The sequence below is a fragment of the Arthrobacter sp. 08Y14 genome (genome assembly GCF_002929455.1).
In the GTDB taxonomy this organism is placed as follows: domain Bacteria; phylum Actinomycetota; class Actinomycetes; order Actinomycetales; family Micrococcaceae; genus Arthrobacter_B; species Arthrobacter_B sunyaminii.
On the sequence record NZ_PJIX01000001.1, the window covers coordinates 1003938 to 1027833 of the forward strand.

The following is a 23896-nucleotide window of genomic DNA, read 5'->3' on the forward strand; positions in this document are numbered from 1 at the left end:
TTGCCTGTACTAACGGTGGCTGTGCTTCGTCCGCGGATTGCGGCTCTAAGCCCAGATTGGACCTAATAGCGGACAGGTAGTGTCCTCTTCTGGCTCCATACTGGAACCATGTCCGGAACCTCGTCCCGAATGCTCAAACTGCTCTCGCTGCTGCACTCCCGCCGGGACTGGCCCGGGCGGGTGCTGGCCGAGCGCCTGGATGTGACCGCCCGGACCGTCCGCCGCGATGTAGACCGGCTGCGTGAGCTCGGTTATTCCATCGCTGCCATCAAGGGGCCCGACGGCGGCTACCGGCTGGCGTCCGGCTCAGAACTGCCGCCGCTGCTCTTTGATGACGAGCAGGCGGTGGCGATTGCCGTCGCGCTGCAGAGTGCGCCCTCCAGCGGCGTGGATCTGGACGAAGCCGCTGCCCGGGCCCTGACGACGGTGAAGCAAGTGATGCCCTCCCGGCTGCGGCACCGCATTGAGGGAATCCGGTTTGCCGATGCCGGCGCCTCCGCTCGGGTGGATCCGCTGGTCCTTGAAGCGGTCAGCACCGCCGCCGGGAGCCGGCGGATTCTCCGCTTCGACTACGGGGAGGATGAATCCCGCCCGCCCCGGCGCGTGGAGCCGCACTCCGTCGTCGCCCGCCGGGGCCGCTGGTACCTGATCGCCTGGGACCTGGACCAAAACGGGTGGCGGATCTACCGGCTGGATAAGATGACGCCGAAAACCCCAGCCGGAGCCGCATTTGTGCCGCGGCCGATCCCCTCCGGAGATGCAGGAACGTTCCTCGCCGCACGGTTGAAAGGCTCCGACGACGGCGACCGCTGGGCCTTTTACGGGGAGCTTCTCATCGAGCTTCCCGCCACCGCGATTGCGCCGTGGCTGGGCGACGGTGAACTGGAGCAGGTATCCGATACCGCCTGCCGAGTCCGTGTCGGTTCCTGGTCCTGGGCAGGACTGATCGCCTGGGCAATGCGTTTCGACGCCCCGTTCGCGGTCCTTGGCCCCGAGGCGTTCACCGCCTCAGTTCCCGGTTTCGCTGCGCGGCTGGGCGCAGCCCGTCAACTCGATGCCAAGAGCTAGGCCGCACGGCCGTAGTCAGGATTCGCTAAGGACCTTGCTGAACAGCACATAATCGCCGTCCTGACCCGTAGTTTCATAACCCGCGGCCGCGTAGAGCCGGCGGGCCGGGTTGCCTCGGTGAACGCCGAGTTTCACAACGCGAACTCCGCTTGGGGTTACCCCCTGCTCGAACGCCTCCAGAAGGCGCCGCCCGAGTCCCTGGCGGCGTTGGCTGCCGAGGACATGGATCGAGACCAGGGTGGCGCTGTCATCCTGGAGGGTCCACATTGCATATCCAAGTTGCCGCCCGTCGTCGTCGACGGCAAACACCGTACACGGGAGGCAGTCGATCCAGTCTGCGAGGTTCAACTCAATGGCTGACATCCACCCCTCGAGGCCATCCGGCTCGAGGGTCTCCATATACTCGAGCTCCTTGCTGAAGATGAACGGCAGATCGTTCACCTCGGCGGGACGGAGGCGTGCTGGGGTGGTCATGGACTAGAGCATCTCACGTCGGGTTATTCGAGGCCGACGGCGGCGGGAGGGGTCCAGAGGCTGGCAAAGCGTTGTCCACGGATTGGTCCTCGGGCCAGGGCAACACGGTCAGCGAAGGCCACTGAGCAAGCCATCTTTGAGTTTTCGCCTCGTACACTTCCCGAGGGGCAAGGACCGGGTTCGGCACGATCCGGCGCGCGAACAAGTCTGCGTAGCCGTGCGGCGCGTAGGTGCTGAGGTTGCCCGCCGGGTCCGACGTGACCGCGAAGCAGCAGGTTTTCGCGGCGAAATGATCCACCGCATCGGTGGTGCCGGTGAAAGGGACGGCCGGAACGCCGAAATGGTCCTCGTACCAAAGGTGCACCCGGGCTTCGTTGCGCACTTCCACTTCGACGTCCAGGTCCTGAAACACCTCACGCGCTCGGACAATGACCGCATGCTCCGCCTCGTAGGACGTGTCTTCGTCGAAATAGAACAGGTCGTAGTCGCGGATGCCCGTCTGCGGGTCCCTGCCCTCCAGCACATTCCACACGGTTTGGAACAATGCACCGGCCGTCAGCCACCAGTCGGAGACACCGAGCAGCGGCGCCAGCTGCAGAATCCTCCCGTTGACCGGGTTCTTCAGGATATGGGCCAGGAAGAGCTGCTCGTCATTGGTGGTCACCGCATCATCCTGCCTCATCACGAGCGGTTCGCCCCGCCGTCGGACGGGATGACTAGGCTATGGGGATGGCAACAGTAATCCTCGTGCGGCACGGCCGCACCACAGCGAACGCCTCCGGGCTGCTGGCCGGCCGGACCCCCGGCGTCGAACTCGACTCCGCAGGCCGCGGCCAGGCCGCCGTGACCGGGGACCGGCTCGCCGTCGTGCCCCTCGTCGGCGTGGTGTCGAGCCCGCTCGAGAGATGCCGGCAGACCGCGCAGTTCATTTTGGACCGCCAGTCCGGCACCCCGCATGCCCAGGTGGAGCAGGAGCTGACCGAGTGCGATTACGGCTCCTGGCAGAACCGCACGCTGGAGGAGCTGGCGAAGGAGGAGCTGTGGAAGACGGTGCAGTCCCAGCCCTCCGCCGTCACCTTCCCCGGCGGCGAGTCCATGGCGGCCATGCAGGCGCGCTCGGTGGCCGCCATCCGGCGCCACGATGCGGCCTTCGAAGCGGAGCACGGGCCGGGCGCCGTGTGGGCGGCGGTGAGCCACGGCGACATCATCAAATCGGTCCTCGCCGATGCATTGGGCATGCATCTGGATCTGTTCCAGCGCATTACCGTGGGGCCGGCCTCTGTGTCGATCGTGCACTACGGCAAGGGGCGCCCCACCGTTTTCGCCACCAATACCGACGCCGGAGATCTCTCGTGGCTGGCCGCTCCTCCGGCGTCAGAGGATGCTGCGGTTGGCGGAGGCGCGGGACATGCGGCGCCTCAGGCCGAAGGAGCCTAAAGTAGTCCTATGCCTACAACCGTTCACGAGTTCGCCTGGCCTGACCGCGTCGTCGTCGGCACTGTCGGCGTCCCGGGGCAGCGCACGTTCTACCTGCAGGTGCGCACCGGGAAGCAGCTTGTCAGCATCGCCCTGGAGAAGCAGCAGTCCGCCCAGCTTGCCGAGAAGATCGACGAGATCCTCGACCAGCTCATGACCGTCGACGGCAATCCCTTCCACGTTCCCGCCAGCACTCCCCTCGAACTCGTCGACAATGACGACCTCGAGACAGTGCAGGAACAGTTCCGCGCCGGCGTGATGAGCCTGGGCTGGGACCCGACCACGGCGCAGCTCGTCATCGAGGCCTATCCGCTCGAAGAGGTGGACGAGGACGATGACGGTTTCCTTGAGGAGGATGAAGACGCCGATCCCGCCGAAGTGCTGCGGGTCAGCATGCCGGTGGGCACCGCCCGCGCTTTTGCCAAGCGCACGCGGGAGGTAGTGGGCGCCGGGCGCCCCATCTGCGTGATCTGCGGCCAGCCGATCGACGCCGACGGGCACACCTGCACCTTCCCCGGGGCCTGATGCCGGCGCCGGATCTGGTGACCGCGGAGCTGACACTCACCGGCCGCATTACGACGGCGTCCAACGCCACCTTCTTGGGCAGCATCGGCGGCGCGTCAGTGGTCTACAAGCCGATCGCCGGCGAGAAGCCGCTCTGGGATTTTCCTGACGGGTTTCTGGCGCACCGGGAGGTGGCCGCTTACCTGGTGTCGGAAGTGCTGGGCTGGAACATCGTGCCGCGCACCTGGCTGCGGGACGGCCCGCTGGGCGTTGGCATGGTGCAGCTCTGGCAGGACACCGATCCGGAGCAGACCGCGGTGGATCTGGTGTCGGTGGATGACATGCCGGAAACCGGCTGGAAAGAAGTTCTCGAGGGCGAGGACCAAAGCGGACAGATTGTTGCCCTCATTCACGAGGACACCCCGGCGCTGCGGCGGATGGCCGCGTTCGATGTCCTGGTCAACAATGCCGACCGCAAAGGTGACCACGTCCTCGCCATTGGCGGCGGGCACCGGTACGGCGTGGACCACGGGCTGACCTTCCATCACGAGCACAAGCTGCGCACGGTGCTGTGGGGCTGGATCGGGGAGGCGCTGAGCGCCGGGGAACTCGCGGGCATCGACCGGGTTCTCGAAGGACTGCAGGGTGAACTGGGCCGGCAGCTGGCGGACCTGCTCACCGCCGAGGAGATTGCGGCGTTTGCTGCGCGCTGCGCCCGGTTGCGTTCAGCGGGCGCGTTTCCAGCTCCCAGCGGCGGCATGCCTGCCGTGCCGTGGCCGCTGTTCTAACGGCTTCCAGCGAAAACGGTGCGCCTATCCGCGGGTGAAGGCAAGGTACCGCCGAGCGGATTCCTGCACAATGCGGTCTGCGCCGTGCGGAATTATCCGGTCCCACCAGCCCCCGTACAACCGGTCGTAGCGCAGCGGTTCCAACCGGGCAGCGGCATCCTCCACTACCTCCGGCCGTTCGGGAATCTGGTTCGGATAGCTGTACAGAAAGGACACGTGCGTACGGTCAGGGATGACATTGACGATGTCTGAGCTGAAGAGCGCTCCGCCGCCGGCCGGATCGCCGGACCAGTGCAGCACCGTGCCGCCGGGAAAGTGGATCCCCGCGCGGTGAAGGGTCAGGTCCCCGGCAAGCGCGACGCTGTCCCCGCTCCAAAACTCCAGCGCGGGGTCGGGCCGTCCCACCCACTGCCTGTCCGCATTGTGCAGATACACCGGAGCATCGAATTCATGCGCCCACTCCACCATGGTGGTGTAGAAATGCGGATGGCTGACGGCGATCGCGGAGATTCCGCCCTCGGCACGGATCAGGGCGGCAAGCCCATCATCCAAATACGCCTGGCAGTCCCAGAGCACATTGCCGCTTGACGCCTTGATCAGCAGAGCACGCTGTCCAATCGCGAAGGACGGTTCACATCCGATTCCCAGGACACCCGGGCCCTGCGCATGAATTGTTCCCCGGTGCGAGGATCCGCGCAAACGTTCGAACGTTGTCCAGGCCTGCCCCGTCAGCGGCACGTACTGTCGTTCGTCGTCGCAAATGGGGCAGTCCCGGCGCTCCGCTCCGTATTGGGTTCCGCAGGTGATGCAGAGGGGAAGATCCGGTGCGGATGACATGGATGCTAATAAACCACAGTTCCGCCCGGGGTCACCGGGCCGCCGGAGAGTCCCTGTTTGTTGCTCGCCTCCAGCTGGACCCCCAGACTGTGCAGCGGGTTCTCCAGCGCCATGGCCAGGTGAGGCACCACGGCTCCCTCAATCTGGTCCATGACCTCGCGGATATCCGCCCAGGCATTGACCGTGACCTTCAACGTCAGATCCGGTTCCTCGGCAGTTCCGCGCAGCAGCGCCGTCGAATCGACCACACCGGGAATCCGCTCCGTGTCATCCTCGACGGCCGCGGCCAGCACTGACGGGTTGCAGACGGTGATGCCGCGGGCCGGGTTCTCCTGCAGCCTGAACGTGTCCGCCTCAACGCGCCGCGGGATCTGGACCAGCATCCACCACAGTCCGAGGGTTCCCAAAATTAGTCCGGCGATCAGGACGGCACCGGGCGCATAGTCGGCCCCCGTGACATCCTCCGGCGGTCCGGACAGGACGGGGCTTTCGGCTGTCCCTATCACTCCTGAAGCCAGCAGCAGGAGGTAGACGCCTGCCGCCAGGCACAGCAGCGCAAGGAGGGTCAGCCAAACACGGTTGGCGGTGCCTGCATGCTGGCGCATGGTGTTCCCTTTCAGTTGTCAGTGGTCCTTCAGCGGCCGGGTCGGATCGAAACGCTAATGTTCGGCACCGGATCCAGGCCGGAGGCCTGAAGCCGGGAGCGTACGCCGTCGGTGACCCAGTGCTGCAGGTCGGCGGTGTCGTGCAGCGGCGTGTGCACGGACACATGCACCTCTTTGTCCGATGCCGTTGCCGAGGCCGTGGAAACGCCGTCGATATGTTCACAGGTGGCCGCAGCAAGCCGGGCAACAGCCCGGCGCGACATCACCGCACGGCTGTCGCCGCTGACCTCACGGATGGGATCCAGGCGCAACGGAAGCGCGTGAAACTTACCGGGCACCAGCGCTGCCAGCAGCAGCACCACACCGATGACAGTGAGGACGACGCCGACGGTCCAGCTTCCGGGGCTGTTCCAGTTCAGCGTGACAAGCCAGTCCGAAACCGCCGTAAAGAAGGGCGGCCACACCCCCATCGTGAGCCGGGCAACGGCAGCCCAGACCAGCACCACTCCCGCAGCCAGCAGCACCAAGCCGCAAATGATGGCGGGTACCGCGCGGCTGGGCCGGGGCCGCAGAGACACCGGCAGGTTGCCGCTCACTGCAGCCTCCGGCGGCCGTCAACGGGTTCATCCGGCCGCAGCCACGAGACGGTGACATCCACCTGGCGCACTTCCACACCGGTCATCTCACTGACCCGACTGGAAATCCGGTCCCGCAGCTGATCAGTGGCCTGCCGCAGGGGCACCGGATACGGCAGACCCACTTCCACCTTCAGCGAGGCAACGTTGCCGGCCAGTTCAACCTTGGCCTGGGGACGGGCGGACAGGTCGGCCCGCGCGCCGATGCCCAGAAAACCGCCTGAACTGCCGCCGGCAAACGTTTCGTCCACCACGATTTGGGCGGCCACCTTCTCGAGGACCTTGCGGGCCAGCACCGTGCGGCCGCGGTCGCCGACGTCGAGCCGCTGCCTGCGCGCGGCCGGGGACCTCGCGTCCTGGATTCCGGGTGCGCTCATCTGCTCGACGCTCTGCCGAACATGGCCTGGACATCAAGCTTCCCGTCAGCGGCCATGCCCACCAACAGCCCCACCAGGCCGAACAACACTGCCAGCAGGAAGGCGTACCAGCCTCCGAAGGCCAGCACGATTCCCAGGACGAGGCCCACTGCCAGGCACCATTTAGTTGCGGACATGTTGTCCTCCTTCGATAGGTTGCCGGCGGCACCGCAGCACCTGTCCGGCGGATTTCTTATGCCGGAGCGTCATTCCAACCGGTCTGATGGTTTCTTGTTCGCATCCTGATCGTCGTCGGAATCGTCTTCCGGCAGGTGCACGTCCGTGACGTTGACGTTCACTTCGAGAACTTCCAGTCCCGTGGCGTTTTCGACGGACCGGATAACGTTGCGCCGGATCCCCTGGCTGACTTCCACGATGGAGTAGCCGTATTCAACCACGATGCTTACATCGATTGCCGCCTGCCGCTCGCCCTTTTCGACGCTGACGCCGTTGCTGACGTTGGTCTGGGAGCCGGGAATCCGCTCGGTCATGGAGCTGAACACGCGGCGTGCCGTATTGCCCATGGCATAAACACCGGGCACCTCACGGGTCGCCAGTCCCGCGAGCTTCTGGACCACCGTCTCTTCAATGGTCGTGTCACCGTGCGGCGTATGCAGCGGTCCGGATTTGCGGGCCGGTTCCGTGTCGCTGACGCTGGTCACGGTGCCCGACGAGGAGGTGTCGGTGCTCCCGCCCGATGAATGTCCGCTGCCCGGTGACGAGGACACCGGTCCGGAGGATGGTCCTGATGGTTTCTGGGCATCTGCCATGTCGCTCATCTCCTGCTTGAAACTGGTCCCGTTCGGGGAACGCTTGCGAGCTTAAAGACGCACTGCGGGGGTATTTGTCACACCGTTTGGCAAACTTCCCCCACCCGCACCCGTTGTGCCCGCGCACTGTTCCGCCCGCGCAGACGCTCTGGGATTATTTGGGTGGGACCGGCGTCTGCCGGACCGGACAGGGGCGCCCATGGCTGCGGCTGAATCGCCGGACGAGTCCGGCACTGTTACACGGTCCCGCAGCACGGCACCCGCCCCCGGGTACAAGGGGCTGGATGAGGCCACTGTGGTGGCGCGTGCCCAGGACGGAGATCTATCCGCCTTCGAACACCTGGTGGAGTCTTATCAGGGACGACTGTTCCGTCTGGCATACCGGCTGCTCAATGACCGGGGTGACGCAGAAGACGTTGTGCAGGACACCCTGACCGCCAGCTGGCGTGCCCTTCCCGGACTGGACCGCTCAAGCGCCTTCGGCAGCTGGGTCTACCGGACAGCTACCAACCGGTGCCTCGACGTTCTCCGCCGCCGCACCGCCCATCCTGAAGACAGCGTCGATTTAACCGGCCTTTGGCCTGCAATCGGTCCGCTGTCCGGAGATCCGCACCGGACAGCAGAACTGGCGGCCCAGTTGGAGTGTTTGTCCCGGGCACTGGCGGAACTTCCGCCCGACCAGCGTGCGTGCTGGCTGCTGCGCGAAATGCACGACCAGAGCTACGCGGAAATAGGCGCCACCCTGGGAATAGGAACGGGCACGGTGCGCGGCCGGTTGGCACGGGCACGGGAAAAACTCGCGGAGGCGATGATCCAATGGCATTAGAGATGCGCGCTGACCAGGTTGACTGCGGGCGCACCGTCAACCGAATCTGGCAGGACATGCTGCAGCCGCCGGACCGCCACACCCGGTCCTGCCCGGACTGCCGAAGCGTCCGTGCCGATCTGGAGCCGCTGTTCAGGGCCACGAACGTGCTTCGGGACCACGATCTGCGGCACCCGGGTCTCCGGCCGCCGTATGCGCTGAAAGAAAGGGTCCTGGATGCGGCCTTCCTACAGATGCGGCGCAGCCCCCGGTTGTTCCTGGGCGGCTCCGCTGGGGGACGGGTGGAGATCAGTGAAGCGGCCCTCGCCGCCGTCGTGCGCGACGCAGCCCGTGCCATAGGAGGTGTGCGCGCCCGCCGCTGCCGCATTCACCATGAGCCGGAAACAGGTGCCGGGCTGCTGATCCATCTGCGCACTGCAGTGGCCCCGGGAGTCGACATCTGCCGGGCCATGGACTTCCTGCGCCTGACCATTCACGACGCCGTTGAAACGTCCGTGGGCGTTGCACCGCAGGCGGTCCATTTGACGGTCGAGGATCTGTACGATGACTGACCGGCCGCTGCGCGGCAAGGTGATCGGCAGTTCGGTGATAGCTTCTGTGGCCGCACGGGCCGCTAGGGAGACACCCGGCATCCTTCGATTGGGGCCGCCGCTGGGGCAGCTGGTGGCGCGGGTCCGTTCGGCAGCCCGCAACACCCTGCGCCGGGTTCCGGATGCAGGCTACCGGACGAGCCGGGACGGGGTTTTTGCCGCCGTCTCCGACGGCCGTGCGACCGTTGACGTGGAGGTGGCCACGGATGCCCGGTTCAATGCCCTGGAAGTTGCGGCTGACCTCCAGGAACGCGTTCGCCACGCCCTGCGCAGGACCGGAGTTGCCGTCAGTTCGGTGAACGTCACCATCCTCGCCATTGAGGAACCGCCGCCCCCTGCGTCCTCGGGGCGGTGAACCGCGCTTGGGGCCGTGGCAAGGCAACTTCACGCAGTGGGCACCGGTGTGGGCGGCGGTGCGCGGGCTGGGAAGCACCCTGGACGGGGACGCGGTGCTGATGGCCCCTTTTGGCGGGGGCGCACCGCAGTATGTGGTTACCTGGCCCGGGCGGAACACTCCCCGGGCCGCCGCGGAGGTCTCCGCGACCCCCGGCGCCCGGCTCACGCTGGTGACCGATGATGCGGACACGGCAAGGGAGTTTGCCGCCGGGCAGGGACTCGCTTCGCTGTCCACCCTGGCGCTGATGACCGCTGATCCCGCGGACCTTCCCCAGGTTCCCCAGCTACCCGAAGGTGCAGACCTCACCCTGGCGGAATCCCGGGACTATTCGGTGGTGGAAATCAGTGCCTTCGGGGAACCTGTGGCCCGCGGACGGATTGCACGGGGCGAAGGGTTTGCCGTGTTCGGCGGCATCGATATCCGCCGGCCGGACCCCGACCACACCATGGAAACCGCGGTGCTGGCGGCCCTGGCCGAGGAAGCAGCAGTGCGGGACCTGCCGCTGATCCTGATGCCGGCCCTGCCCAAGTCCGGGTTCTGGTATGCCCGCCAGGGATGGAGCACGGCGGCGGAAGTTCTCACCTTCATGCGCACGCTGGACGCCTAAACTTTTCGTCATGTTTTCACTAAACAGACAAAAATATCCACGATGCGGAAGGCATTGGAAAGAAAGAGTGTAAGCTCCAACGCATCGATGCATCGGCTGAAAACCCAGCCGTCTCACCACTCGTAGGGAGAAACACCATGGCCATTGATGTGAGCGACATGTCCCCCGCCCCGGGGGCTGAGAAAATCCTGACGCCGGATGCGCTGGCGTTTATCGAGGAGCTGCACCACCGGTTCCGGCCCACGCGGGACAACCTGCTGGCAGCCCGGGCTGACCGCCGCAACCGCATCGCGGCCGGAGAAAGCCTGGATTTTCTGCCCGAAACCGCCAGCATCCGCGAGGGCGCCTGGAAAGTAGCTGAGGCCCCCGCTGCCCTGACCGACCGCCGCGTGGAGATGACCGGCCCGGCATCGCCGGCCAAGATGGCCATCAACGCACTCAACTCCGGAGCAAAAGTGTGGCTGGCGGACTTGGAGGACGCCCACACCCCCACCTGGCACAACGTGGTGGACGCCGAATACAACCTGTACCGGGCCGCGAGGGGGGACCTCTCCTTCACCTCGCCCGAAGGCAAGGAATACACGCTGCGCACGGACATGCCGCTCGCCGTGCCCGTTGTACGGCCCCGCGGCTGGCACCTTCCGGAAAAGCACGTAACGGTCGACGGCGAACCCGCCGTGGGCGCGCTTGTGGACTTTGGCCTGCACTTCTTCCACAACGCCCGGCAGCTCCTCGACAACGGCCAGGGACCCTACTATTACCTGCCGAAGATGGAAAGCCATCTGGAGGCCCGGCTCTGGAACGACATCTTCACCTTCTCCGAGGAATACGTGGGCATCCCTCAGGGCACGATCCGCGCCACCGTCCTCATTGAGACCATTCCGGCCGCCTTCGAGATGGACGAGATCCTCTACGAACTGCGGGACCACGCCTCCGGCCTCAACGCAGGCCGCTGGGACTATCTCTTCAGCATGATCAAGGTCTTCCGCGACTCCGGCAAGGATTTCCTGCTGCCGGACCGCGCCGACGTCGCCATGACGGCACCGTTCATGCGCGCCTACACGGAGCTGCTGGTCAGCACCTGCCACCGCCGCGGAGCCTTCGCCATGGGCGGCATGGCAGCCTTCATCCCGAACCGGCGGGAACCGGAAGTCACGGCCAAGGCCTTCGAAAAGGTGACAGCGGACAAGACACGGGAAGCCAACGACGGTTTTGACGGGTCCTGGGTGGCCCACCCGGACATGGTTCAGACCTGCCGTGAGGTGTTCGACTCCGTCCTCGGGGATAAGCCGAACCAGGTGGACAAGCTGCGCGACGACGTCTCCGTCACGGCCAAGGACCTGCTGGACGTCTCCACGGCGGAAGGCGCCATCACCGAGGCCGGCCTGCGGTCCAACCTGTATGTGGCCGTGGCCTACACGGCCGTCTGGCTCTCCGGAAACGGTGCCGTGGCCATCCACAACCTCATGGAGGATGCAGCCACGGCTGAAATCTCCCGCTCGCAGGTGTGGCAGCAGGTGCATAACGGCATTGTCCTGGAGGACACCGGAGCCACCGTAACCCCGGAACTGGTGGAACGCCTGCTGGCCGAAGAAACCGAGCGCCTGCGCAGCGAGGTTCCCGAGGAACAGTTCACCCGCTTCTACGCTCCGGCGAGCCAGCTGATTGCAGACATCAGCCTGGCCGACGACTACGTGGACTTCCTGACCCTGCCCGCCTATGAGCTGATCGACTGAGGACCCGCCCGCAGCTCCGGTGACGCTTCCGGGGCTGCGGGCAGGTAGCCCCGCGCCCACTGGTCCACAACCGCGTAGGCACGCCGGCGCACCGGCTTTGCGGACAGGAAAACATCGTGCAGGGCGTCCGGCACCCGCGCCACGGTCACGCAGTTTCCCAGCGACAGTGCCCGGTTGGCCACCACGTCCACGTCCAGCGCGACGTCGGCCTTTTCGGCGTCGGCTGACCACCGGGGCTGCAGATAGCTCTTGTCGGAGAGCAGCACGAGCGCGGGAATGTCGAGGCGGAGCCCCTGGGCGACCACAGCCTGGGCGCGGAACACCGCGTTGAGGAACGCAACGGTGCCCGGAAACCCCCGCAGCGGACGCCACAGAAGGTTGTAGGTCCACTCTCCGCCGAAGGCGGAAAAGACGGCACGGGCGTAGTTTCCGGCGTCCACCGGAGGCAGCGGTGCGAGAGGGTGCCGTTGTGCCTCCCTGCCGATCAGCGGCGAGATGATCCGCCTGCCCAGCTCCGTAGCCTGGAATTCGAGCCACGGACTGTTCAGCACCAGGGCCGAGGCCGCCCCCGGATGCCGGGAAGCCCAGAGACTCAGGGTGAGCCCGCCGGTGGAATGCCCCAGCAGAATCAAGGGCCGCGCAGGCGTCCCGGGACGGGCGGCCTGGCCGGCATTCGGCGGGGCGGGCCTCCCCATCGCGTCGAGCGCCGCGGCGATGTCGGCGTCGTACTCGGTAAGGTCCGTGGTGAATCCGGGGCTTTGCCCCGGACGGAGGCTGCGGCCGTAGTTGTGCAGATCCAGGGCATAGAAGCGCATCCCGGCCTGCGCCCAGTACCGGGCAAGTTCGGTCTGGAAAAAGTAGTCCGACCATCCGTGCACGTAAAGGACATCGCCGCCGGCGCACTCCCCGCCGGGCGGCATGTCCGGGGGCGAGTAGCGGACCAGTGTCGCCGGAGCACCGTCGGGCAGGTCAAGTGTCAGCTGCTCAAAGCCTTCACCGAGAATGTCCGGCTGCCAGGCTGCCCGGGACGACCGGTTCCGTTCTTGCAAGACAAAGTTCCCTTCATGCCGCTCGCCCGGAGACCGGATGGCGTCCGCGCGGCTACCGTCCATGCTCCCGCGCCGCCGAGTCTGCGGTCAACGCAGCCGGGCGGCGGTGCCGCTTGACCAGCGCACGGAGCGGGTGAGGTTATTGCCGGGGATCTTTGGCAAGATGGCAGCATGACCCCGACCCCTCTCCGTACATCTCCGCTCCCGGCCGCAGAGGTGCGGGCACTGTCCCGTGCACTTTCCGCGGGCGACGTGACCGTTTTTGTTGACGGGACTGCGCTGCGCCTGCCCGCTGCCGCCCGCGATGCTGTGCTGGACCTGCTCGCACGGCTGGGCCGGGGTGAAGGCGTTGTGGTGGCCTCCGATGACGGGGCCGAGCCGGCGGCATCACGGCCGACGGCGGCGCAACCGGCGGCGCAGCCGTCCGGGGCACCGTCAGTGCCGACTACCCCGGGTGCCCGGAGCGGCTCCAACATTCCCCTCCTGACGACATCGCAGGCTGCGGCGGCAGCGGGGATCTCCCACACGTATCTGCGCAATCTCACGGATGCCGGAATCATCCCCGTTGAATACCGCGGCACGCACCGCCGCATCCGCCTGTCCGACGTCGAAGCCTGGCTTCAGGCGCAGCAGGCGGCCAGGCCGGCACGGACACAGGACAGCGGCGCACAAGTTGAGGAGTGAGGGCTCCACTCCCCTATGCTGGGGAGAAACCCGGCGGTTGCCCGCCTCACCTGCAATGCAACGGAGCTAGCTGTGATTATCGGTATCCCCAAGGAAATCAAGAACAACGAATTCCGGGTGGCCATTACGGCCTCCGGCGTCCACGAGTTCACGACCCGCGGGCATCAGGTGCTGGTGGAATCCGGCGCGGGGACAGGTTCCAGCATCAGCGATGCCGAATATGCCGGGGCTGGTGCCTCAATTCTGGATTCGGCTGATGATGTCTGGGACCAGGCCGATCTCATCCTGAAGGTCAAGGAACCGGTGGAAGCGGAATACCGGTTCTTCCGTCCCGATCTGGTGCTGTTCACCTACCTGCATCTGGCGGCCGCACCCGAACTGACGAGGGCACTGCTGGCATCGGGAATGACGGCCATTGCCTATGAAACAGTGCAGGAAGGACGGGTGCTTCCGCTGCTGGCGCCCATGTCCGAGGTGGCCGGCCGCCTCTCCGTCCAGGTGGGCGCACAGTGCCTGACGTCCCCGGCAGGAGGTCCCGGACTGCTTCTTGGCGGCGTGCCGGGTGTTCGTCCGGCAAAGGTGGTGGTCCTCGGTGCCGGAGTGGCAGGCACCAATGCTGTGGCTGCGGCAGTGGGCGCCCACGCCGACGTCTCCGTCCTGGACATCAACATTGACCGGCTGCGCCAGCTCGATGCCCAGTACGCCGGCCGGATCCGCACCATCGCGTCCAACGCCTTTGAAATTGAGCGTGCGCTGGCGGATGCCGACCTGGTCATTGGTTCGGTGCTCATTCCGGGAGCCCGGGCCCCGAAGCTGGTCACCAATGACATGGTCTCGCGGATGAAGCCCGGCAGCGTCCTGGTGGACATCGCCGTGGACCAGGGCGGATGCTTCGAGGACTCCCGGCCCACCACCCACGAGGATCCGACCTACCGGGTCCACGGGTCCCTGTTCTACTGCGTGGCCAATATGCCCGGCGCGGTGCCCAACACCTCCACGTATGCGCTGACCAACGTCACGCTGCCCTACGCCGTCGCACTGGCCGACCGCGGCGTCCGCGGCGCGTTTGACGCCTCCCCGGCGCTGGCCCGCGGGCTGAACATCGCCGGCGGCAAGGTGGCCCATGCCTCAGTGTCCACGGCACTTGGCTTGGGGCTGACGGAGGACTGGTCCGCGCTCGTCCCGGCCTGATGAGCAAACGCGCGGACGGCGGAACATTCCCGGCCGTCCGCGCCCCGGGCCGCTAGCCTTCAGTGAAATGGGTGGCGGCAGGTTCACCGTTCAGCCGCTCAACAACTTCGCCCGCCAGGACCCGCACCTTGACGTTGCGGCTGTTGGAGGCCCGCCGCAGGATGTCAAAAGCCTCCTGCTGAGTGCAGCGGCTTTGTCCCATGATGATGCCCACGGCCAGATCTATGGTGGTCCGTGAGGCGAGCACACCCTGCAGATCCTCTACGGTGGCCGCATGCTGTGATACCCGCACCGCCAGAAGCAGGGCCTGCGAGGCTTCGGCGGCGTAAGTTTGGGCGACGCGGCGGAAGTCCTCGTCGAAAACATCCGGGCTCTTGGCGTACAGATTCATTGCTGCTTTGGCTTGCCCGCCCAGCTTGAGCGGAACCGCATACATGGACCGGATGCCGTAGTTCCGGATGCAGTCCATGTACTCCGGCCAGCGGCTGTCGGTGGCAGCATCGCGCACGTGCACCTCGGCCTGGATCCGGATCGCGTGCAGGCACGGCCCGTCCCCGAATGCGTACTGGAGTTCATCCATCTGCAGCGCCTCGCTGTCGCTGCTGGCCACGGTGAACTGGTGGTCGCGCGAGCGCTGGAAGGTGATACCGCAGTATGTGGTTCCCCGAAGGGAAAGCGATGACGCCGTCAGAACCGCAAGTTCAGATAGAAAGTCCTGCACATCCTCGTGGTGAACGAGCAGATCCTGCAGTTGTGCCCACGGGGCACTTGTGGTGCTTGAGTCGTCCATAATTCCTCTGCTGGCACATGCCACATCGGATAGGACGGCGGCAGTATGCAATGACGGGCGGCAAGCCCGGGCGCGGAATTGTCTGCCGTGCCGTTTGATATTACGATAAAAATTTCACGGTCAAGACGCGGCCATGGCTTTCTGCGCACCCTCCAGCAGAGGATATCCATGGATCCTGCAGTTCAAATTCCCGTCTGTCACCAGTGCGGTGTGGACGACTTTCTCATTTTTGAATCCTTCACCCCGGCGGCAGGCGATACGCCTGCTATGGCCAACTACACATGTTCCGTCTGCGAATCCTTCGCCGGACACTTCGTTCCGGCCGGCTGGTTCCCTCCCGGATGGAGCAAATGAGCGCTTCGACCGACCGGTCCGCGCCCGGATATGTTCCCCGGCTGCTTTCCGCCGCAGCGTTCCTCACCAACCGTGCCACCGAAGAATCCCTGGCGGAGCTGCGCCTTACCCATGAACGCACGCTCATCCTGCGGTTGTTGGCCGAATCTCCGGCAACGGAGGATCAGCTCTCCGTGAGTTCAGGGCTGCCCGCCGCCTGCGTCCGCGACTGTCTGGCGGCCCTTCAGCCTTGCGGGTACATCACCTCAGGCGCCGGAGGCCAGTGGACGATCACTGCCTCCGGGGAGAGCATCAGCGCGCAGGCCACCCACGCCGAAACCCAGCTGATGCTCCTCGCCGACGCCGACGTCGAAGGCTTGCGGGCTGAACTGCACTCCCTGATCAGGGCCCTGACGCCGCCCCGCTGAGCACGAACCCGGTTGACGACGAAAGGGGAAGCCAGGCGGTGACTACCGCCTGGCTTCCCCTTTTGAAAGATGCTGCCCGGTTTCCGCGCAGCGTCCCGGTTACGGAACCATCGTCGGGAAGCGCTCCCAGACGCGGTGGCTTGCCAGCAGTCGGCTGACGCCTGCCGTTACCTCGGCAGGGGTTCCCACCACAACGCCGGGGGCGTCCACAGGAACACCTGCGGTCATGAGGACCGAGCCGCCGTCGCCCAGTGCGCCAATGGCCTTGGCATGGCGGAAGGCCTCAGCCAGGAGCATGGTGACGCGCGGGTCAAGGGACGGATGGCCCTCGGGGTTGCCTGCCTTGGCATCCAGGCTATCGACGGCGTCCGGAGCCGGTGCGCCCGTTGCCGCCACCACAATGGCGTCAAACTCGGTGGAGCGGGCGGTCAGGTAGGTCCGCTGAATGGTAACTTCGCCGCCCAGCTTGCCGCCGTGCGGAGCGATCACCAGCGGAACCATGCCCTCGGCGGTGACAGCGGAGAGCACTTCGTTCAGCGCACCCAGGTCCGTTGCGTCGTCGGCCACAACGCCAACCAGACGGCCGGCCACGGGCCAGGTGCCGCCCAGCTGGCTCAGCGCCGGGCTCGGCGGGGTGTCTTCAACGACGACGTTCGGTGCCGGCGCTTCAAGGCCCAGACCGGTTGCCACCTCAGTGGCGAGGCGCTCGTCAATGTTAGCCAGGGACTGGAGCTGACGCAGCCGGATGTTCTCCTCGTAGCACTTGCCGAGTTCAAACGTGTAGGCCTGCACCACATGGTCCTGCTCCACCGGCGTCAGCGAACGGAAGAACATCCGCGTCTGGCTGTAGTGGTCATCGAAGGTTGCCGGATTTTCGCGGACCTTGCGGGACGCCGGCACCTCGGTGGGGACGTCGATGAAGGCACCCATGTCCGCGCCGGCCATGAAGGGGCAGCCGCCGTCGAGGGAGTTGGGCTGGTACGGAGCAACCCCCGAGTGATCCGCGTCCTGGTGGAAGCCGTCCCGGAGCATGTCGTTGACCGGGGCGTGCGGACGGTTGATCGGAATCTGGGCAAAGTTCGGACCGCCCAGACGGGTCAGCTGCGTGTCGATGTAGGAGAACAAACGGCCCTGCAGCAGCGGATCATTGGTGACGTCGATACCCGGCACCAGGTGTCCGGGGTGGAAGGCCACCTGCTCTGTTTCAGCGAAGAAGTTCGTGACATTGGCATTCAGGGTCATGGTACCGATGATCTGCACCGGAGCCAGTTCCTCGGGAACCAGCTTGGTGGGATCGAGGAGGTCGATGCCCTCGAACATTTCGTCTTCGGTGTCCGGGAAGACCTGGATGCCCAGATCCCACTGCGGGAAGGCGCCGGCTTCAATGGAGTCTGCGAGGTCCCGGCGGTGGAAGTCGGGGTCCATGCCGTTGATGATCTGTGCTTCTTCCCAAACCAGCGAGTGCACGCCCTGCCGCGGCTTCCAGTGGAACTTCACCAGCGTGGTTTCGCCGGCGGCGTTGACCAGGCGGAAGGTGTGAACGCCGAAGCCCTCCATGGTGCGGTAGGAGCGCGGGATGCCGCGGTCCGACATGTTCCACATGGTGTGGTGCTGTGCTTCGGTGTGCAGGGAGACAAAGTCCCAGAAAGTGTCATGGGCACTCTGAGCCTGCGGAATTTCGCGGTCCGGGTGCGGCTTGCCGGCGTGGATGACATCAGGGAACTTGATGGCGTCCTGGATGAAGAACACCGGGATGTTGTTGGCAACCAGATCATAGTTGCCCTCGTCGGTGTAGAACTTGGTGCTGAAACCGCGGGTGTCACGGACGGTGTCCGCGGAACCGCGGGAGCCCAGGACCGTGGAGAAGCGGACAAACACCGGCGTTTCGGTGCCCTTGGCGAGGAAACCTGCCCGGGTGACGCCTTCTGCGGCGCCGTTGGCAACAAACACGCCGTGGGCAGCAGCACCGCGGGCATGGACTACGCGCTCGGGGATGCGCTCGTGGTCAAAGTGAGTGATTTTTTCCCGCAGGTGATGGTCCTGCAGAAGGATCGGTCCGCGGGGACCTGCCTTGAGTGAATGGTCCGTGTCGCCGAGCCGGGCTCCCTGTGCGGTGGTCAGGTACCGGCCGCTCTGCGCGTTGGAGGATTTGGGCGCTCCGGTGGGAACGCCGGTGGGTGAGACCGTTTCGGGTCCGTCCTGGTCGGGCTTCGGGGGCAGCGGTTCCCGCGGCTCGGTCGGCTCGGCCAGTTCCGGAGCCTGCGGCCCCGGTACGCCCGGAATCGAACCGCCGGGTACGGATGTGCTCTTGTCAGACATGTAGCCTCCATCATCGTTCGGACCAGACGCCGCCCAAATACGGCGGCCTTTAGACACCCTACTAAATTAGTAAGCCTACTGACACTTATTTGCTGTCACCGAGTCCACTAATTCCAGCCAGCCTTCGGTTATCCGCTCCAGCGGCATCCCCGCACTGCGATGCAGATGCAGCAGCAGCCCGGCTTCCAGGAAGGACTCCAGCTGGTAGGCGGTCAGCTCCGGATCGCGGATCATCGGAAGGGCGGACAGGAGCATCCTGAGATGGCTCAATTCGAGCTGGCGGGCCGGATGCCGATAGTGCATCAAGGCATCGACGTCGGCCGCCCGCCGCAGCTCCCCGGTGATATCCAGCGCCTGGATCCGCGCAACCCCGAATGCCCGCAGGCGTTCCAGCGGCGGCGCTCCCGGCCCCAGAGGTGCGGGACCGGCCATATAGCCTTCCTGAAAGTCCCGTTCTGCGTGGTCAAGCAGTGCCCGCATCACGCCGGCACGGCTGCCGAAGCGCCGGAAAACCGTTCCTTTGCCCACGCCTGCACGGCGTGCCAGATCGTCCATGGTGAGTGCTTCCGCACCCCGCTCGGAAACCATTTCCAGTGCGGTGCGCAGCAGCAGGCTGCGGTTTCTTGCCGCATCCAGACGCTCGCATCCGCCGCCCGCGATCTCTTCCCTGCCTGCCTGCATGCGCGCCAGTCTAACCCCCGCGGAATAAAGCGGACCGTAGTCCGCTTATAGTCTTAGATGCAATACCTGTGCCTCAAACCGGCACGGTCCCTGATAGGAGTTTCCTTGAGCACTAAAGTACTTACCCTGGTCGGCAGCCTTCGGGCCGGTTCCGTCAACCGTCAACTTGCCGAAACGGCCGTCCTGAACGCCCCCGAGGGTGTTGAGATTGTCATCCACGAGGGCATCGGAACCATCCCGTTCTACAACGAAGACATCGACGTCGAGGGCTCCATCCCTGAAGCCGCTGCGGCGCTGCGCAAGGCAGCTGCTTCCTCCGACGCCCTGCTGCTGGTGTGCCCGGAATACAACGGAACAATGCCCGCTGTCCTGAAGAACGCCATTGACTGGCTGTCACGCCCGTTCGGCGCTGGTGCCATTGCCGGCACCCCCGCAGCCGTGATCGGTTCCGCCTTCGGCCAGTTCGGCGGGGTTTGGGCCCATGATGACGCCCGCAAGTCCCTGGGAATTGCCGGTGCCCACCTGGTGGAAGACGTGCGCCTGTCCATTGGCGGCTCCGTGACCCGCTTCGCCGAGATCCACCCCAAGGATGATGCCGAGGTGGTGGAACAGGTCCGCACCGTGGTTTCGTCGCTTGCCGGGGCTTCCGCCTCCACCGCTGCCTAGCAGCCCCGAAACGCAAAACAGGACGGACCCTGCTGCTGCCGCAGTTGGGTCCGTCCCTTTTTGTGTCTCAGTCCGGCTTTGTGTCTCAGTCCGGTTTTGTGTCTCAGTCCGGGAAGTTTATTTCCTCAAACCCAGAAGCCGCCGGCCCAGGCCGCGTCCCGCAGGTAGTCACGTGCGGGACCAACGTCCCAAAGCTCTCCGCTGGAGGCAACAATCCCCTTGTCCCGCAGTTCTTCAACAACGTCTTCGGAGCACCCAAGGGCCTCTGACAGGTCTTGGGAAGTCGACGCTACTATGAACTCGTTGCGGCTTGTCACGGGGTCTCCTTCTGGTAGGGCTTGATCGTTTCCTAGTGCCGGTCCAGCAGTGCCGCTTCGCGTTCAGTGCTCCAACTGCGTGCATACAGGCCCAGTGCGGCCTCTTCCCGCAGTGACAGCCCGAGTCGGTTCAGCAGCATGTGCGCCTGATACACGGTCAAATGCTGTGCACTCCTGCTGAGCCTGGCTTTGTCCGCCCGGTAGAGGTAATTGTCGACGCTCCTGAACCAGCGGCGGCGCCAGTTCTCCACTGCGTTTTCGGCGGCGGTGGCAGCCATCAGACGGTGGGTGGGCGTCACCTTCGCGGCAACCTGAATAGTCATCGCCTCCCTGACGCTTCCGGCCCGCTGCCCAAAGCCGGCCGTGCAACTGCGCAAATGGCTGTCCCAGTAGTAGTCCCAGGAGATTCGCCGACGGTCCGGCCAGCTTGCCGAGTGGGGGCCCTTCATCATGGCGCGGGCGGAATCGAACAGCAGGAGCGATCCAAAGGCCCACCTGTTCTGAACTTTCGGAAACCTGACCGTGGCCCAGGCGCCCAGCTCCGAGGAGAGTTCAAAGACCTCTTCCGCCAGGGCCAATCCTTCCAGGCCGCCGTATTTGGCCAGATCGGCCTCGAGCCTGGGATTCTGATGTTCCGCTCCGCCGGGACCCAGACGGTCCGTGGCCGGATCGCTGATCTGCTGGGTCATTTCGAGATGGCCAATGACGCCGCTGGCCTGATCCCGCAGCGCGCCCAACAGGGGCGTCAGCCGCTCAAATATTTCGGGTTCCCCAAGGAACCGGACTCGCACATGCGCGTTGGCCGGTTCCAGGCACCTCGTGTAGTACCACCTGCTGGCCCCGTAGGCCTGTGCTTGGGCCGCCAGCGGGGTAACCAGTTCTCCAATGATGCCGTCCGCTACATCGAAGCCCCCGGTATAAAAGGAGACTGTCCACCATTGTGCCGTCGGGCGAGTTCGTGAGGCGTTTCGAACTGCTGTCAGCTGTGTCATGGCGTGAGTCCCCTCCGGGGTTGGTGCTTGGTTACCGCCGCTGAGCGGGGTCTTGCTGGTTACTCGTTGTAAATCAAGTTGCTTTCCCCCTGAGGGGATTCCTTAGATCCAGTCCCAAACTTTGGTCATCTTCATTCCCCTCCTGTACCTGCGGCCGATATGCCGGCCTGTGCGGTTGGTTGACTCCGAAAGCTTCCCCCGCTGCGCAACGCCTCGTCTACCCTTTCGGGTGCCCGGTTCCTGTCATGGCCCCTTTGGCCCTTGCCTGTCATTTATTTCCCTCTGCACTTGACGAATCGGCCGCATGCCAACAAGGAATATGGCGGATATCCGGTCTTTCTGTGCCGGCTTCCCTGCGATGGCATTAAGCGGTCATGGCAGTCTTTTCGCGGCGGCTATTCTTCCGGCAGCTTGGCCCGCAGGATGTCCCGGATGTAGTTCCGGTTCATGGCGGCCACCGAGAGTCCGTCACCGCCGTAGTGCTCCACGCACATCGGACCGTCAAACCCTGTATCCAGGGCCATGCCAATGGCCTCCCGGTAATTGATGAATCCCAGGGCCAGCGGCGCGGGTGCCGAGGCGTAGGCACCGGTGGCGGGATCGTAATCCCGGAAGTAGTTCTTCAGCTGCCAGTAGTTGGTGTGCGGGAGCATCGTGACCAGCATTTCGCGCCAGTCCTCAATCGGACGGTGGAGGCGCACAATGTTGCCGATGTCGGGGCAAAGCCCCACGTTGGGCAGATCCACCGCCTTCACCAGCTGAACGGAGCTGTCCGCCGTTCCCAAAAAGGTGCCTTCATACATCTCCAGCGACAGGCTCACTCCGCGTGTCGCGGCATACTCGCCCAGCTCCCTGAAGCGCCCGGCAGCCTTGTCCCGGTTGGCGGTGGTGTCCTCGTCCTCGATTCCCTTGGCGAGCCAGAACCAGGTCGCATCCTTCTGCTCCTGCGTGAGGGGATCATGCAGCCCCAGGCAGACCATGGGTGCTTCGAGCTCCGCCGCCGCGTCAATGGTCCGCTTGGTGTAGGCAATGTTTCGCTGCGCCTGCTCTTCATCTGCGGTGATCACACTTTTGCGGGTGACGGCGAGGTCACTGAAAGCGAGCCCGTAGGAGCGTGCCGTCTCCAGCAGCTGACGGCGCCCGCCGGCGTCGAGGTCCCCAGCCCGAACCCATGAATCCGTCAGGTCCACGTGGTCGAACCCAGCCACCCTGACTTCCCGCAGGGTCTGTTTCCAGGCCTGCGGTCCGGCCTCGGTACGGTCCAGACCGTCCTGCGTTACTCCCGTGAAGTTGAGCAGGGCCGCTCCGATGGGCCATGTCTCGGCCGTGTACGTCATGTTCTTCTCCTTGCGTTGGTCGATGATGCGGGTTAGTGGGCGGATTTACACCGGGGCGGCAACTTCAGACGGGCGGCCAACCCGCTGCACGGGAATGTCACCGGACAAAGCGGCCTTGCGATCCTCGCTGAGCGGACCGCCCATGATGTCCGTGTCGATGGGTCCCGGGACAACGGCATTGCAGGTGATGCCGTGCGGCCCGAGCTCCCGGGCTGCACCGCGGGTGAGCCCCAGCACGGCTGCCTTTGCCCCCCCCCCCCCGCGTACCCCGTCTTCGAGAAGGCTCCACCGCCAGCGCAGCCAGGAGGGCCTGTGGGCCAGGACGAGTGTTTCAGCGGGTAGACAGCGGGAATGCGCATAGAGGGAACACCTTTGTTCGCTGGAGTTACTCCACGGGTATGCGATATGGGCCACAGTTCGGCGCGTCTCGGCTATACCCTATAGGATATTGGGATACTGTCCAGCTGGCCTTCGACCCGCACGGAACGGTGATCCTTCAGCCGCCACGCTGTGAACCCCGGGCGGGGCGGAACACTGCCTTGTGGGAAAATCTTGAAGGCACACCAACGCGGGACCAAGAGGAGCACCATGGGTACGGATGCAGCAGGGAGCGGTGCCTGGGTGCAGCGCAGCGTTTTGGCGGATCAGGTTTACACGGAGATTCTTGCGCGCCTCATGGACGGAAAGCTTGCCTCAGGGGACCCGCTCAGCATTGACGGCACCGCCAGGGATCTTGGCGTATCCCCGACCCCCGTCCGGGAGGCATTGGCCAGGCTGGAAGCAACCGGCATGGTGGTGCGCGCCGCCCTGCGCGGCTACCGTGTGGCTCCCGTCCTGAGCCATGACGAGCTCCTGGACCTCATGGATGCCCGGCTGCTGATCGAGGGGCACGCCGCCGAGGTTGCCTGCACGTACGCGGATGAGGCGTTTCTGGCGGAGCTCGAGCGTTCCATCGAAGACCTGCGGCAGGCGCCCAACGGGCCCAACTTTTCCGATTACCGGTCCTACTGGGAGGCAGACGAGCGTTTCCACCGGACCATCGCCGAACAAACCCGCAACCGGTTCCTCCTGGGCGCCTACAACTCCCTGGGTGGGCACGTCCACCGCTTCCGCCTGTTCGGAGGAACCGGAGTCCGGGATGCACGCAGTGCCATCGAGGAACATACCCGGATTGTCGCCGCCATGCGCCGGGGTAACGCTGAGGAAGCACGCGCCGCAATGGCCGGCCACATCTGCGGCGTTCGGGACCGTGCTGCGCGGGAACATGAGGCAACCCGCACCGGCACCGGGCAGCCGGACTGACAATCCGCCCCTAATTGGCCCACCTGGCATGTGGTTGACATCACAGTGCAGCACATGGATCCTATAGGAAAGATGAAA

29 protein-coding genes and 1 pseudogene are annotated in these 23896 nt (G+C 65.2%); 14 read left to right on the forward strand and 16 right to left on the reverse strand.

Annotated elements, in window-relative coordinates; genetic code table 11:
• Positions 1 to 108 precede the first annotated feature (108 nt).
• Positions 109 to 1068, forward strand: a complete 960-nt coding sequence (locus CXR03_RS04745) for a YafY family protein (protein WP_104102267.1) — start codon at positions 109 to 111, stop codon at positions 1066 to 1068.
• Between the two features lie 15 nt (positions 1069 to 1083).
• On the opposite strand, the gene CXR03_RS04750 is transcribed toward CXR03_RS04745, so the two are convergent.
• Both CXR03_RS04750 and CXR03_RS04755 read right to left on the reverse strand, forming a co-directional pair.
• Positions 1084 to 1542 (reverse strand): N-acetyltransferase, encoded by a 459-nt coding sequence (locus CXR03_RS04750; protein ID WP_104102269.1) that lies wholly within the window; start codon positions 1540 to 1542, stop codon positions 1084 to 1086.
• A 13-nt stretch (positions 1543 to 1555) separates the two neighbouring features.
• Positions 1556 to 2206 (reverse strand): nucleotidyltransferase family protein, encoded by a 651-nt coding sequence (locus CXR03_RS04755; RefSeq protein ID WP_258073489.1) that lies wholly within the window; start codon positions 2204 to 2206, stop codon positions 1556 to 1558.
• A 65-nt stretch (positions 2207 to 2271) separates the two neighbouring features.
• Here CXR03_RS04755 and CXR03_RS04760 point away from each other — a divergent pair, with 65 nt between their 5' ends.
• From CXR03_RS04760 to CXR03_RS04770, 3 genes are read left to right on the forward strand one after another with little or no spacing between them, the layout of a single operon-like run.
• The gene (locus tag CXR03_RS04760; protein ID WP_104102837.1) at positions 2272 to 2979 is read left to right on the forward strand and encodes a histidine phosphatase family protein; all 708 of its coding nucleotides are present in this window, start codon (positions 2272 to 2274) and stop codon (positions 2977 to 2979) included.
• A 9-nt stretch (positions 2980 to 2988) separates the two neighbouring features.
• Positions 2989 to 3543 carry a DUF3090 family protein gene (locus tag CXR03_RS04765; protein WP_104102273.1) on the forward strand — a complete coding sequence of 185 codons (555 nt, stop codon included), beginning with the start codon at positions 2989 to 2991 and terminating at the stop codon, positions 3541 to 3543.
• Complete coding sequence (locus CXR03_RS04770) at positions 3543 to 4310, forward strand: SCO1664 family protein (protein WP_104102274.1); 768 nt, start codon at positions 3543 to 3545, stop codon at positions 4308 to 4310. Before CXR03_RS04765 ends, CXR03_RS04770 begins: the two co-directional genes overlap by 1 nt.
• A gap of 24 nt (positions 4311 to 4334) precedes the next feature.
• Here CXR03_RS04770 and CXR03_RS04775 read toward each other — a convergent pair whose 3' ends face one another.
• The 6 genes from CXR03_RS04775 to CXR03_RS04800 all read right to left on the reverse strand — a co-directional run bounded on the left by CXR03_RS04775 (position 4335) and on the right by CXR03_RS04800 (position 7573).
• Positions 4335 to 5147 carry an MBL fold metallo-hydrolase gene (locus CXR03_RS04775; RefSeq protein ID WP_104102276.1) on the reverse strand — a complete coding sequence of 271 codons (813 nt, stop codon included), beginning with the start codon at positions 5145 to 5147 and terminating at the stop codon, positions 4335 to 4337.
• Positions 5148 to 5152: 5 nt separating this feature from the next.
• Entirely contained in the window at positions 5153 to 5752 is a 600-nt protein-coding gene (locus tag CXR03_RS04780) for a hypothetical protein (RefSeq protein WP_104102278.1), read from the reverse strand.
• Between the two features lie 29 nt (positions 5753 to 5781).
• Complete coding sequence (locus CXR03_RS04785; RefSeq protein WP_104102280.1) at positions 5782 to 6348, reverse strand: DUF6286 domain-containing protein; 567 nt, start codon at positions 6346 to 6348, stop codon at positions 5782 to 5784.
• Positions 6345 to 6764, reverse strand: coding sequence for an Asp23/Gls24 family envelope stress response protein (locus CXR03_RS04790; RefSeq protein ID WP_104102281.1), 420 nt, complete (start codon positions 6762 to 6764; stop codon positions 6345 to 6347). The genes CXR03_RS04785 and CXR03_RS04790 overlap by 4 nt, the downstream gene beginning before the upstream one ends.
• The gene (locus tag CXR03_RS04795; RefSeq protein ID WP_104053344.1) at positions 6761 to 6940 is read right to left on the reverse strand and encodes a hypothetical protein; all 180 of its coding nucleotides are present in this window, start codon (positions 6938 to 6940) and stop codon (positions 6761 to 6763) included. Before CXR03_RS04795 ends, CXR03_RS04790 begins: the two co-directional genes overlap by 4 nt.
• Positions 6941 to 7009: 69 nt before the next feature.
• A complete protein-coding gene (locus tag CXR03_RS04800) occupies positions 7010 to 7573 on the reverse strand; it encodes an Asp23/Gls24 family envelope stress response protein (protein WP_104102839.1) in 564 nt (187 codons plus the stop codon).
• A gap of 199 nt (positions 7574 to 7772) precedes the next feature.
• On the opposite strand from CXR03_RS04800, the gene CXR03_RS04805 reads away from it, so the two are divergent.
• The 5 genes from CXR03_RS04805 to aceB all read left to right on the forward strand — a co-directional run bounded on the left by CXR03_RS04805 (position 7773) and on the right by aceB (position 11729).
• Positions 7773 to 8399, forward strand: coding sequence for an RNA polymerase sigma factor (locus tag CXR03_RS04805; RefSeq protein ID WP_104102283.1), 627 nt, complete (start codon positions 7773 to 7775; stop codon positions 8397 to 8399).
• Positions 8390 to 8950 carry a hypothetical protein gene (locus CXR03_RS04810; protein WP_146070456.1) on the forward strand — a complete coding sequence of 187 codons (561 nt, stop codon included), beginning with the start codon at positions 8390 to 8392 and terminating at the stop codon, positions 8948 to 8950. Before CXR03_RS04805 ends, CXR03_RS04810 begins: the two co-directional genes overlap by 10 nt.
• Complete coding sequence (locus CXR03_RS04815) at positions 8943 to 9344, forward strand: Asp23/Gls24 family envelope stress response protein (protein ID WP_104102286.1); 402 nt, start codon at positions 8943 to 8945, stop codon at positions 9342 to 9344. The genes CXR03_RS04810 and CXR03_RS04815 overlap by 8 nt, the downstream gene beginning before the upstream one ends.
• A gap of 7 nt (positions 9345 to 9351) precedes the next feature.
• A complete protein-coding gene (locus CXR03_RS04820) occupies positions 9352 to 9993 on the forward strand; it encodes a hypothetical protein (protein ID WP_104096780.1) in 642 nt (213 codons plus the stop codon).
• 137 nt (positions 9994 to 10130) lie between these two features.
• Complete coding sequence (gene aceB / locus CXR03_RS04825) at positions 10131 to 11729, forward strand: malate synthase A (RefSeq protein WP_104102288.1); 1599 nt, start codon at positions 10131 to 10133, stop codon at positions 11727 to 11729.
• Here aceB and CXR03_RS04830 read toward each other — a convergent pair.
• Positions 11711 to 12778 (reverse strand): alpha/beta hydrolase, encoded by a 1068-nt coding sequence (locus tag CXR03_RS04830; protein ID WP_258073490.1) that lies wholly within the window; start codon positions 12776 to 12778, stop codon positions 11711 to 11713. The genes aceB and CXR03_RS04830 overlap by 19 nt on opposite strands.
• A gap of 171 nt (positions 12779 to 12949) precedes the next feature.
• Here CXR03_RS04830 and CXR03_RS04835 point away from each other — a divergent pair, with 171 nt between their 5' ends.
• Positions 12950 to 13462 carry a helix-turn-helix domain-containing protein gene (locus CXR03_RS04835; protein ID WP_104102292.1) on the forward strand — a complete coding sequence of 171 codons (513 nt, stop codon included), beginning with the start codon at positions 12950 to 12952 and terminating at the stop codon, positions 13460 to 13462.
• A 72-nt stretch (positions 13463 to 13534) separates the two neighbouring features.
• Positions 13535 to 14653 (forward strand): alanine dehydrogenase, encoded by a 1119-nt coding sequence (gene ald, locus CXR03_RS04840; RefSeq protein WP_104102841.1) that lies wholly within the window; start codon positions 13535 to 13537, stop codon positions 14651 to 14653.
• A gap of 52 nt (positions 14654 to 14705) precedes the next feature.
• On the opposite strand, the gene CXR03_RS04845 is transcribed toward ald, so the two are convergent.
• Positions 14706 to 15443, reverse strand: coding sequence for a GAF and ANTAR domain-containing protein (locus CXR03_RS04845; RefSeq protein ID WP_104102294.1), 738 nt, complete (start codon positions 15441 to 15443; stop codon positions 14706 to 14708).
• Between the two features lie 350 nt (positions 15444 to 15793).
• On the opposite strand from CXR03_RS04845, the gene CXR03_RS04855 reads away from it, so the two are divergent.
• Positions 15794 to 16204: a hypothetical protein gene (locus CXR03_RS04855; protein WP_104102297.1), complete on the forward strand. Its 411-nt coding sequence runs from the start codon at positions 15794 to 15796 to the stop codon at positions 16202 to 16204.
• 99 nt (positions 16205 to 16303) lie between these two features.
• On the opposite strand, the gene CXR03_RS04860 is transcribed toward CXR03_RS04855, so the two are convergent.
• Both CXR03_RS04860 and CXR03_RS04865 read right to left on the reverse strand, forming a co-directional pair.
• Positions 16304 to 18523: a catalase gene (locus CXR03_RS04860; RefSeq protein ID WP_104102299.1), complete on the reverse strand. Its 2220-nt coding sequence runs from the start codon at positions 18521 to 18523 to the stop codon at positions 16304 to 16306.
• 75 nt (positions 18524 to 18598) lie between these two features.
• The gene (locus tag CXR03_RS04865) at positions 18599 to 19204 is read right to left on the reverse strand and encodes a TetR/AcrR family transcriptional regulator (protein WP_104102301.1); all 606 of its coding nucleotides are present in this window, start codon (positions 19202 to 19204) and stop codon (positions 18599 to 18601) included.
• Between the two features lie 57 nt (positions 19205 to 19261).
• On the opposite strand from CXR03_RS04865, the gene CXR03_RS04870 reads away from it, so the two are divergent.
• Entirely contained in the window at positions 19262 to 19870 is a 609-nt protein-coding gene (locus tag CXR03_RS04870) for an NAD(P)H-dependent oxidoreductase (protein ID WP_104102302.1), read from the forward strand.
• 125 nt (positions 19871 to 19995) lie between these two features.
• Here CXR03_RS04870 and CXR03_RS04875 read toward each other — a convergent pair whose 3' ends face one another.
• From CXR03_RS04875 to CXR03_RS04890, 4 genes and pseudogenes are all read right to left on the reverse strand, one after another.
• The gene (locus CXR03_RS04875) at positions 19996 to 20187 is read right to left on the reverse strand and encodes a hypothetical protein (RefSeq protein WP_104102304.1); all 192 of its coding nucleotides are present in this window, start codon (positions 20185 to 20187) and stop codon (positions 19996 to 19998) included.
• 32 nt (positions 20188 to 20219) lie between these two features.
• Complete coding sequence (locus tag CXR03_RS04880) at positions 20220 to 21179, reverse strand: lantibiotic dehydratase C-terminal domain-containing protein (RefSeq protein WP_104053359.1); 960 nt, start codon at positions 21177 to 21179, stop codon at positions 20220 to 20222.
• Positions 21180 to 21574: 395 nt separating this feature from the next.
• On the reverse strand, positions 21575 to 22516 hold the full coding sequence (locus CXR03_RS04885; RefSeq protein ID WP_104102305.1) for a sugar phosphate isomerase/epimerase: 942 nt from the start codon (positions 22514 to 22516) through the stop codon (positions 21575 to 21577).
• Positions 22517 to 22564: 48 nt separating this feature from the next.
• A pseudogene (locus CXR03_RS04890) lies at positions 22565 to 22809 on the reverse strand (SDR family oxidoreductase); the annotation flags it as partial.
• Between the two features lie 295 nt (positions 22810 to 23104).
• Here CXR03_RS04890 and CXR03_RS04895 point away from each other — a divergent pair.
• The gene (locus CXR03_RS04895; RefSeq protein ID WP_104102307.1) at positions 23105 to 23818 is read left to right on the forward strand and encodes a GntR family transcriptional regulator; all 714 of its coding nucleotides are present in this window, start codon (positions 23105 to 23107) and stop codon (positions 23816 to 23818) included.
• Positions 23819 to 23896 lie beyond the last annotated feature (78 nt).

Coding starts and splice junctions, on each gene's coding strand:
- CXR03_RS04780 (WP_104102278.1), bottom strand. CDS start 5,752: ATGCGCCAGCATGCAGGCACCGCCAACCGTGTTTGGCTGACCCTCCTT.
- CXR03_RS04865 (WP_104102301.1), bottom strand. CDS start 19,204: ATGCAGGCAGGCAGGGAAGAGATCGCGGGCGGCGGATGCGAGCGTCTG.
- CXR03_RS04805 (WP_104102283.1), top strand. CDS start 7,773: ATGGCTGCGGCTGAATCGCCGGACGAGTCCGGCACTGTTACACGGTCC.
- CXR03_RS04795 (WP_104053344.1), bottom strand. CDS start 6,940: ATGTCCGCAACTAAATGGTGCCTGGCAGTGGGCCTCGTCCTGGGAATC.
- CXR03_RS04880 (WP_104053359.1), bottom strand. CDS start 21,179: ATGACACAGCTGACAGCAGTTCGAAACGCCTCACGAACTCGCCCGACG.
- CXR03_RS04845 (WP_104102294.1), bottom strand. CDS start 15,443: ATGGACGACTCAAGCACCACAAGTGCCCCGTGGGCACAACTGCAGGAT.
- CXR03_RS04750 (WP_104102269.1), bottom strand. CDS start 1,542: ATGACCACCCCAGCACGCCTCCGTCCCGCCGAGGTGAACGATCTGCCG.
- CXR03_RS04855 (WP_104102297.1), top strand. CDS start 15,794: ATGAGCGCTTCGACCGACCGGTCCGCGCCCGGATATGTTCCCCGGCTG.
- CXR03_RS04895 (WP_104102307.1), top strand. CDS start 23,105: ATGGGTACGGATGCAGCAGGGAGCGGTGCCTGGGTGCAGCGCAGCGTT.
- CXR03_RS04810 (WP_146070456.1), top strand. CDS start 8,390: ATGGCATTAGAGATGCGCGCTGACCAGGTTGACTGCGGGCGCACCGTC.
- CXR03_RS04860 (WP_104102299.1), bottom strand. CDS start 18,523: ATGTCTGACAAGAGCACATCCGTACCCGGCGGTTCGATTCCGGGCGTA.
- CXR03_RS04800 (WP_104102839.1), bottom strand. CDS start 7,573: ATGGCAGATGCCCAGAAACCATCAGGACCATCCTCCGGACCGGTGTCC.
- CXR03_RS04760 (WP_104102837.1), top strand. CDS start 2,272: ATGGCAACAGTAATCCTCGTGCGGCACGGCCGCACCACAGCGAACGCC.
- CXR03_RS04835 (WP_104102292.1), top strand. CDS start 12,950: ATGACCCCGACCCCTCTCCGTACATCTCCGCTCCCGGCCGCAGAGGTG.
- CXR03_RS04815 (WP_104102286.1), top strand. CDS start 8,943: ATGACTGACCGGCCGCTGCGCGGCAAGGTGATCGGCAGTTCGGTGATA.
- CXR03_RS04885 (WP_104102305.1), bottom strand. CDS start 22,516: ATGACGTACACGGCCGAGACATGGCCCATCGGAGCGGCCCTGCTCAAC.
- CXR03_RS04870 (WP_104102302.1), top strand. CDS start 19,262: ATGCAATACCTGTGCCTCAAACCGGCACGGTCCCTGATAGGAGTTTCC.
- CXR03_RS04775 (WP_104102276.1), bottom strand. CDS start 5,147: ATGTCATCCGCACCGGATCTTCCCCTCTGCATCACCTGCGGAACCCAA.
- CXR03_RS04765 (WP_104102273.1), top strand. CDS start 2,989: ATGCCTACAACCGTTCACGAGTTCGCCTGGCCTGACCGCGTCGTCGTC.
- CXR03_RS04745 (WP_104102267.1), top strand. CDS start 109: ATGTCCGGAACCTCGTCCCGAATGCTCAAACTGCTCTCGCTGCTGCAC.
- CXR03_RS04770 (WP_104102274.1), top strand. CDS start 3,543: ATGCCGGCGCCGGATCTGGTGACCGCGGAGCTGACACTCACCGGCCGC.
- CXR03_RS04790 (WP_104102281.1), bottom strand. CDS start 6,764: ATGAGCGCACCCGGAATCCAGGACGCGAGGTCCCCGGCCGCGCGCAGG.
- aceB (WP_104102288.1), top strand. CDS start 10,131: ATGGCCATTGATGTGAGCGACATGTCCCCCGCCCCGGGGGCTGAGAAA.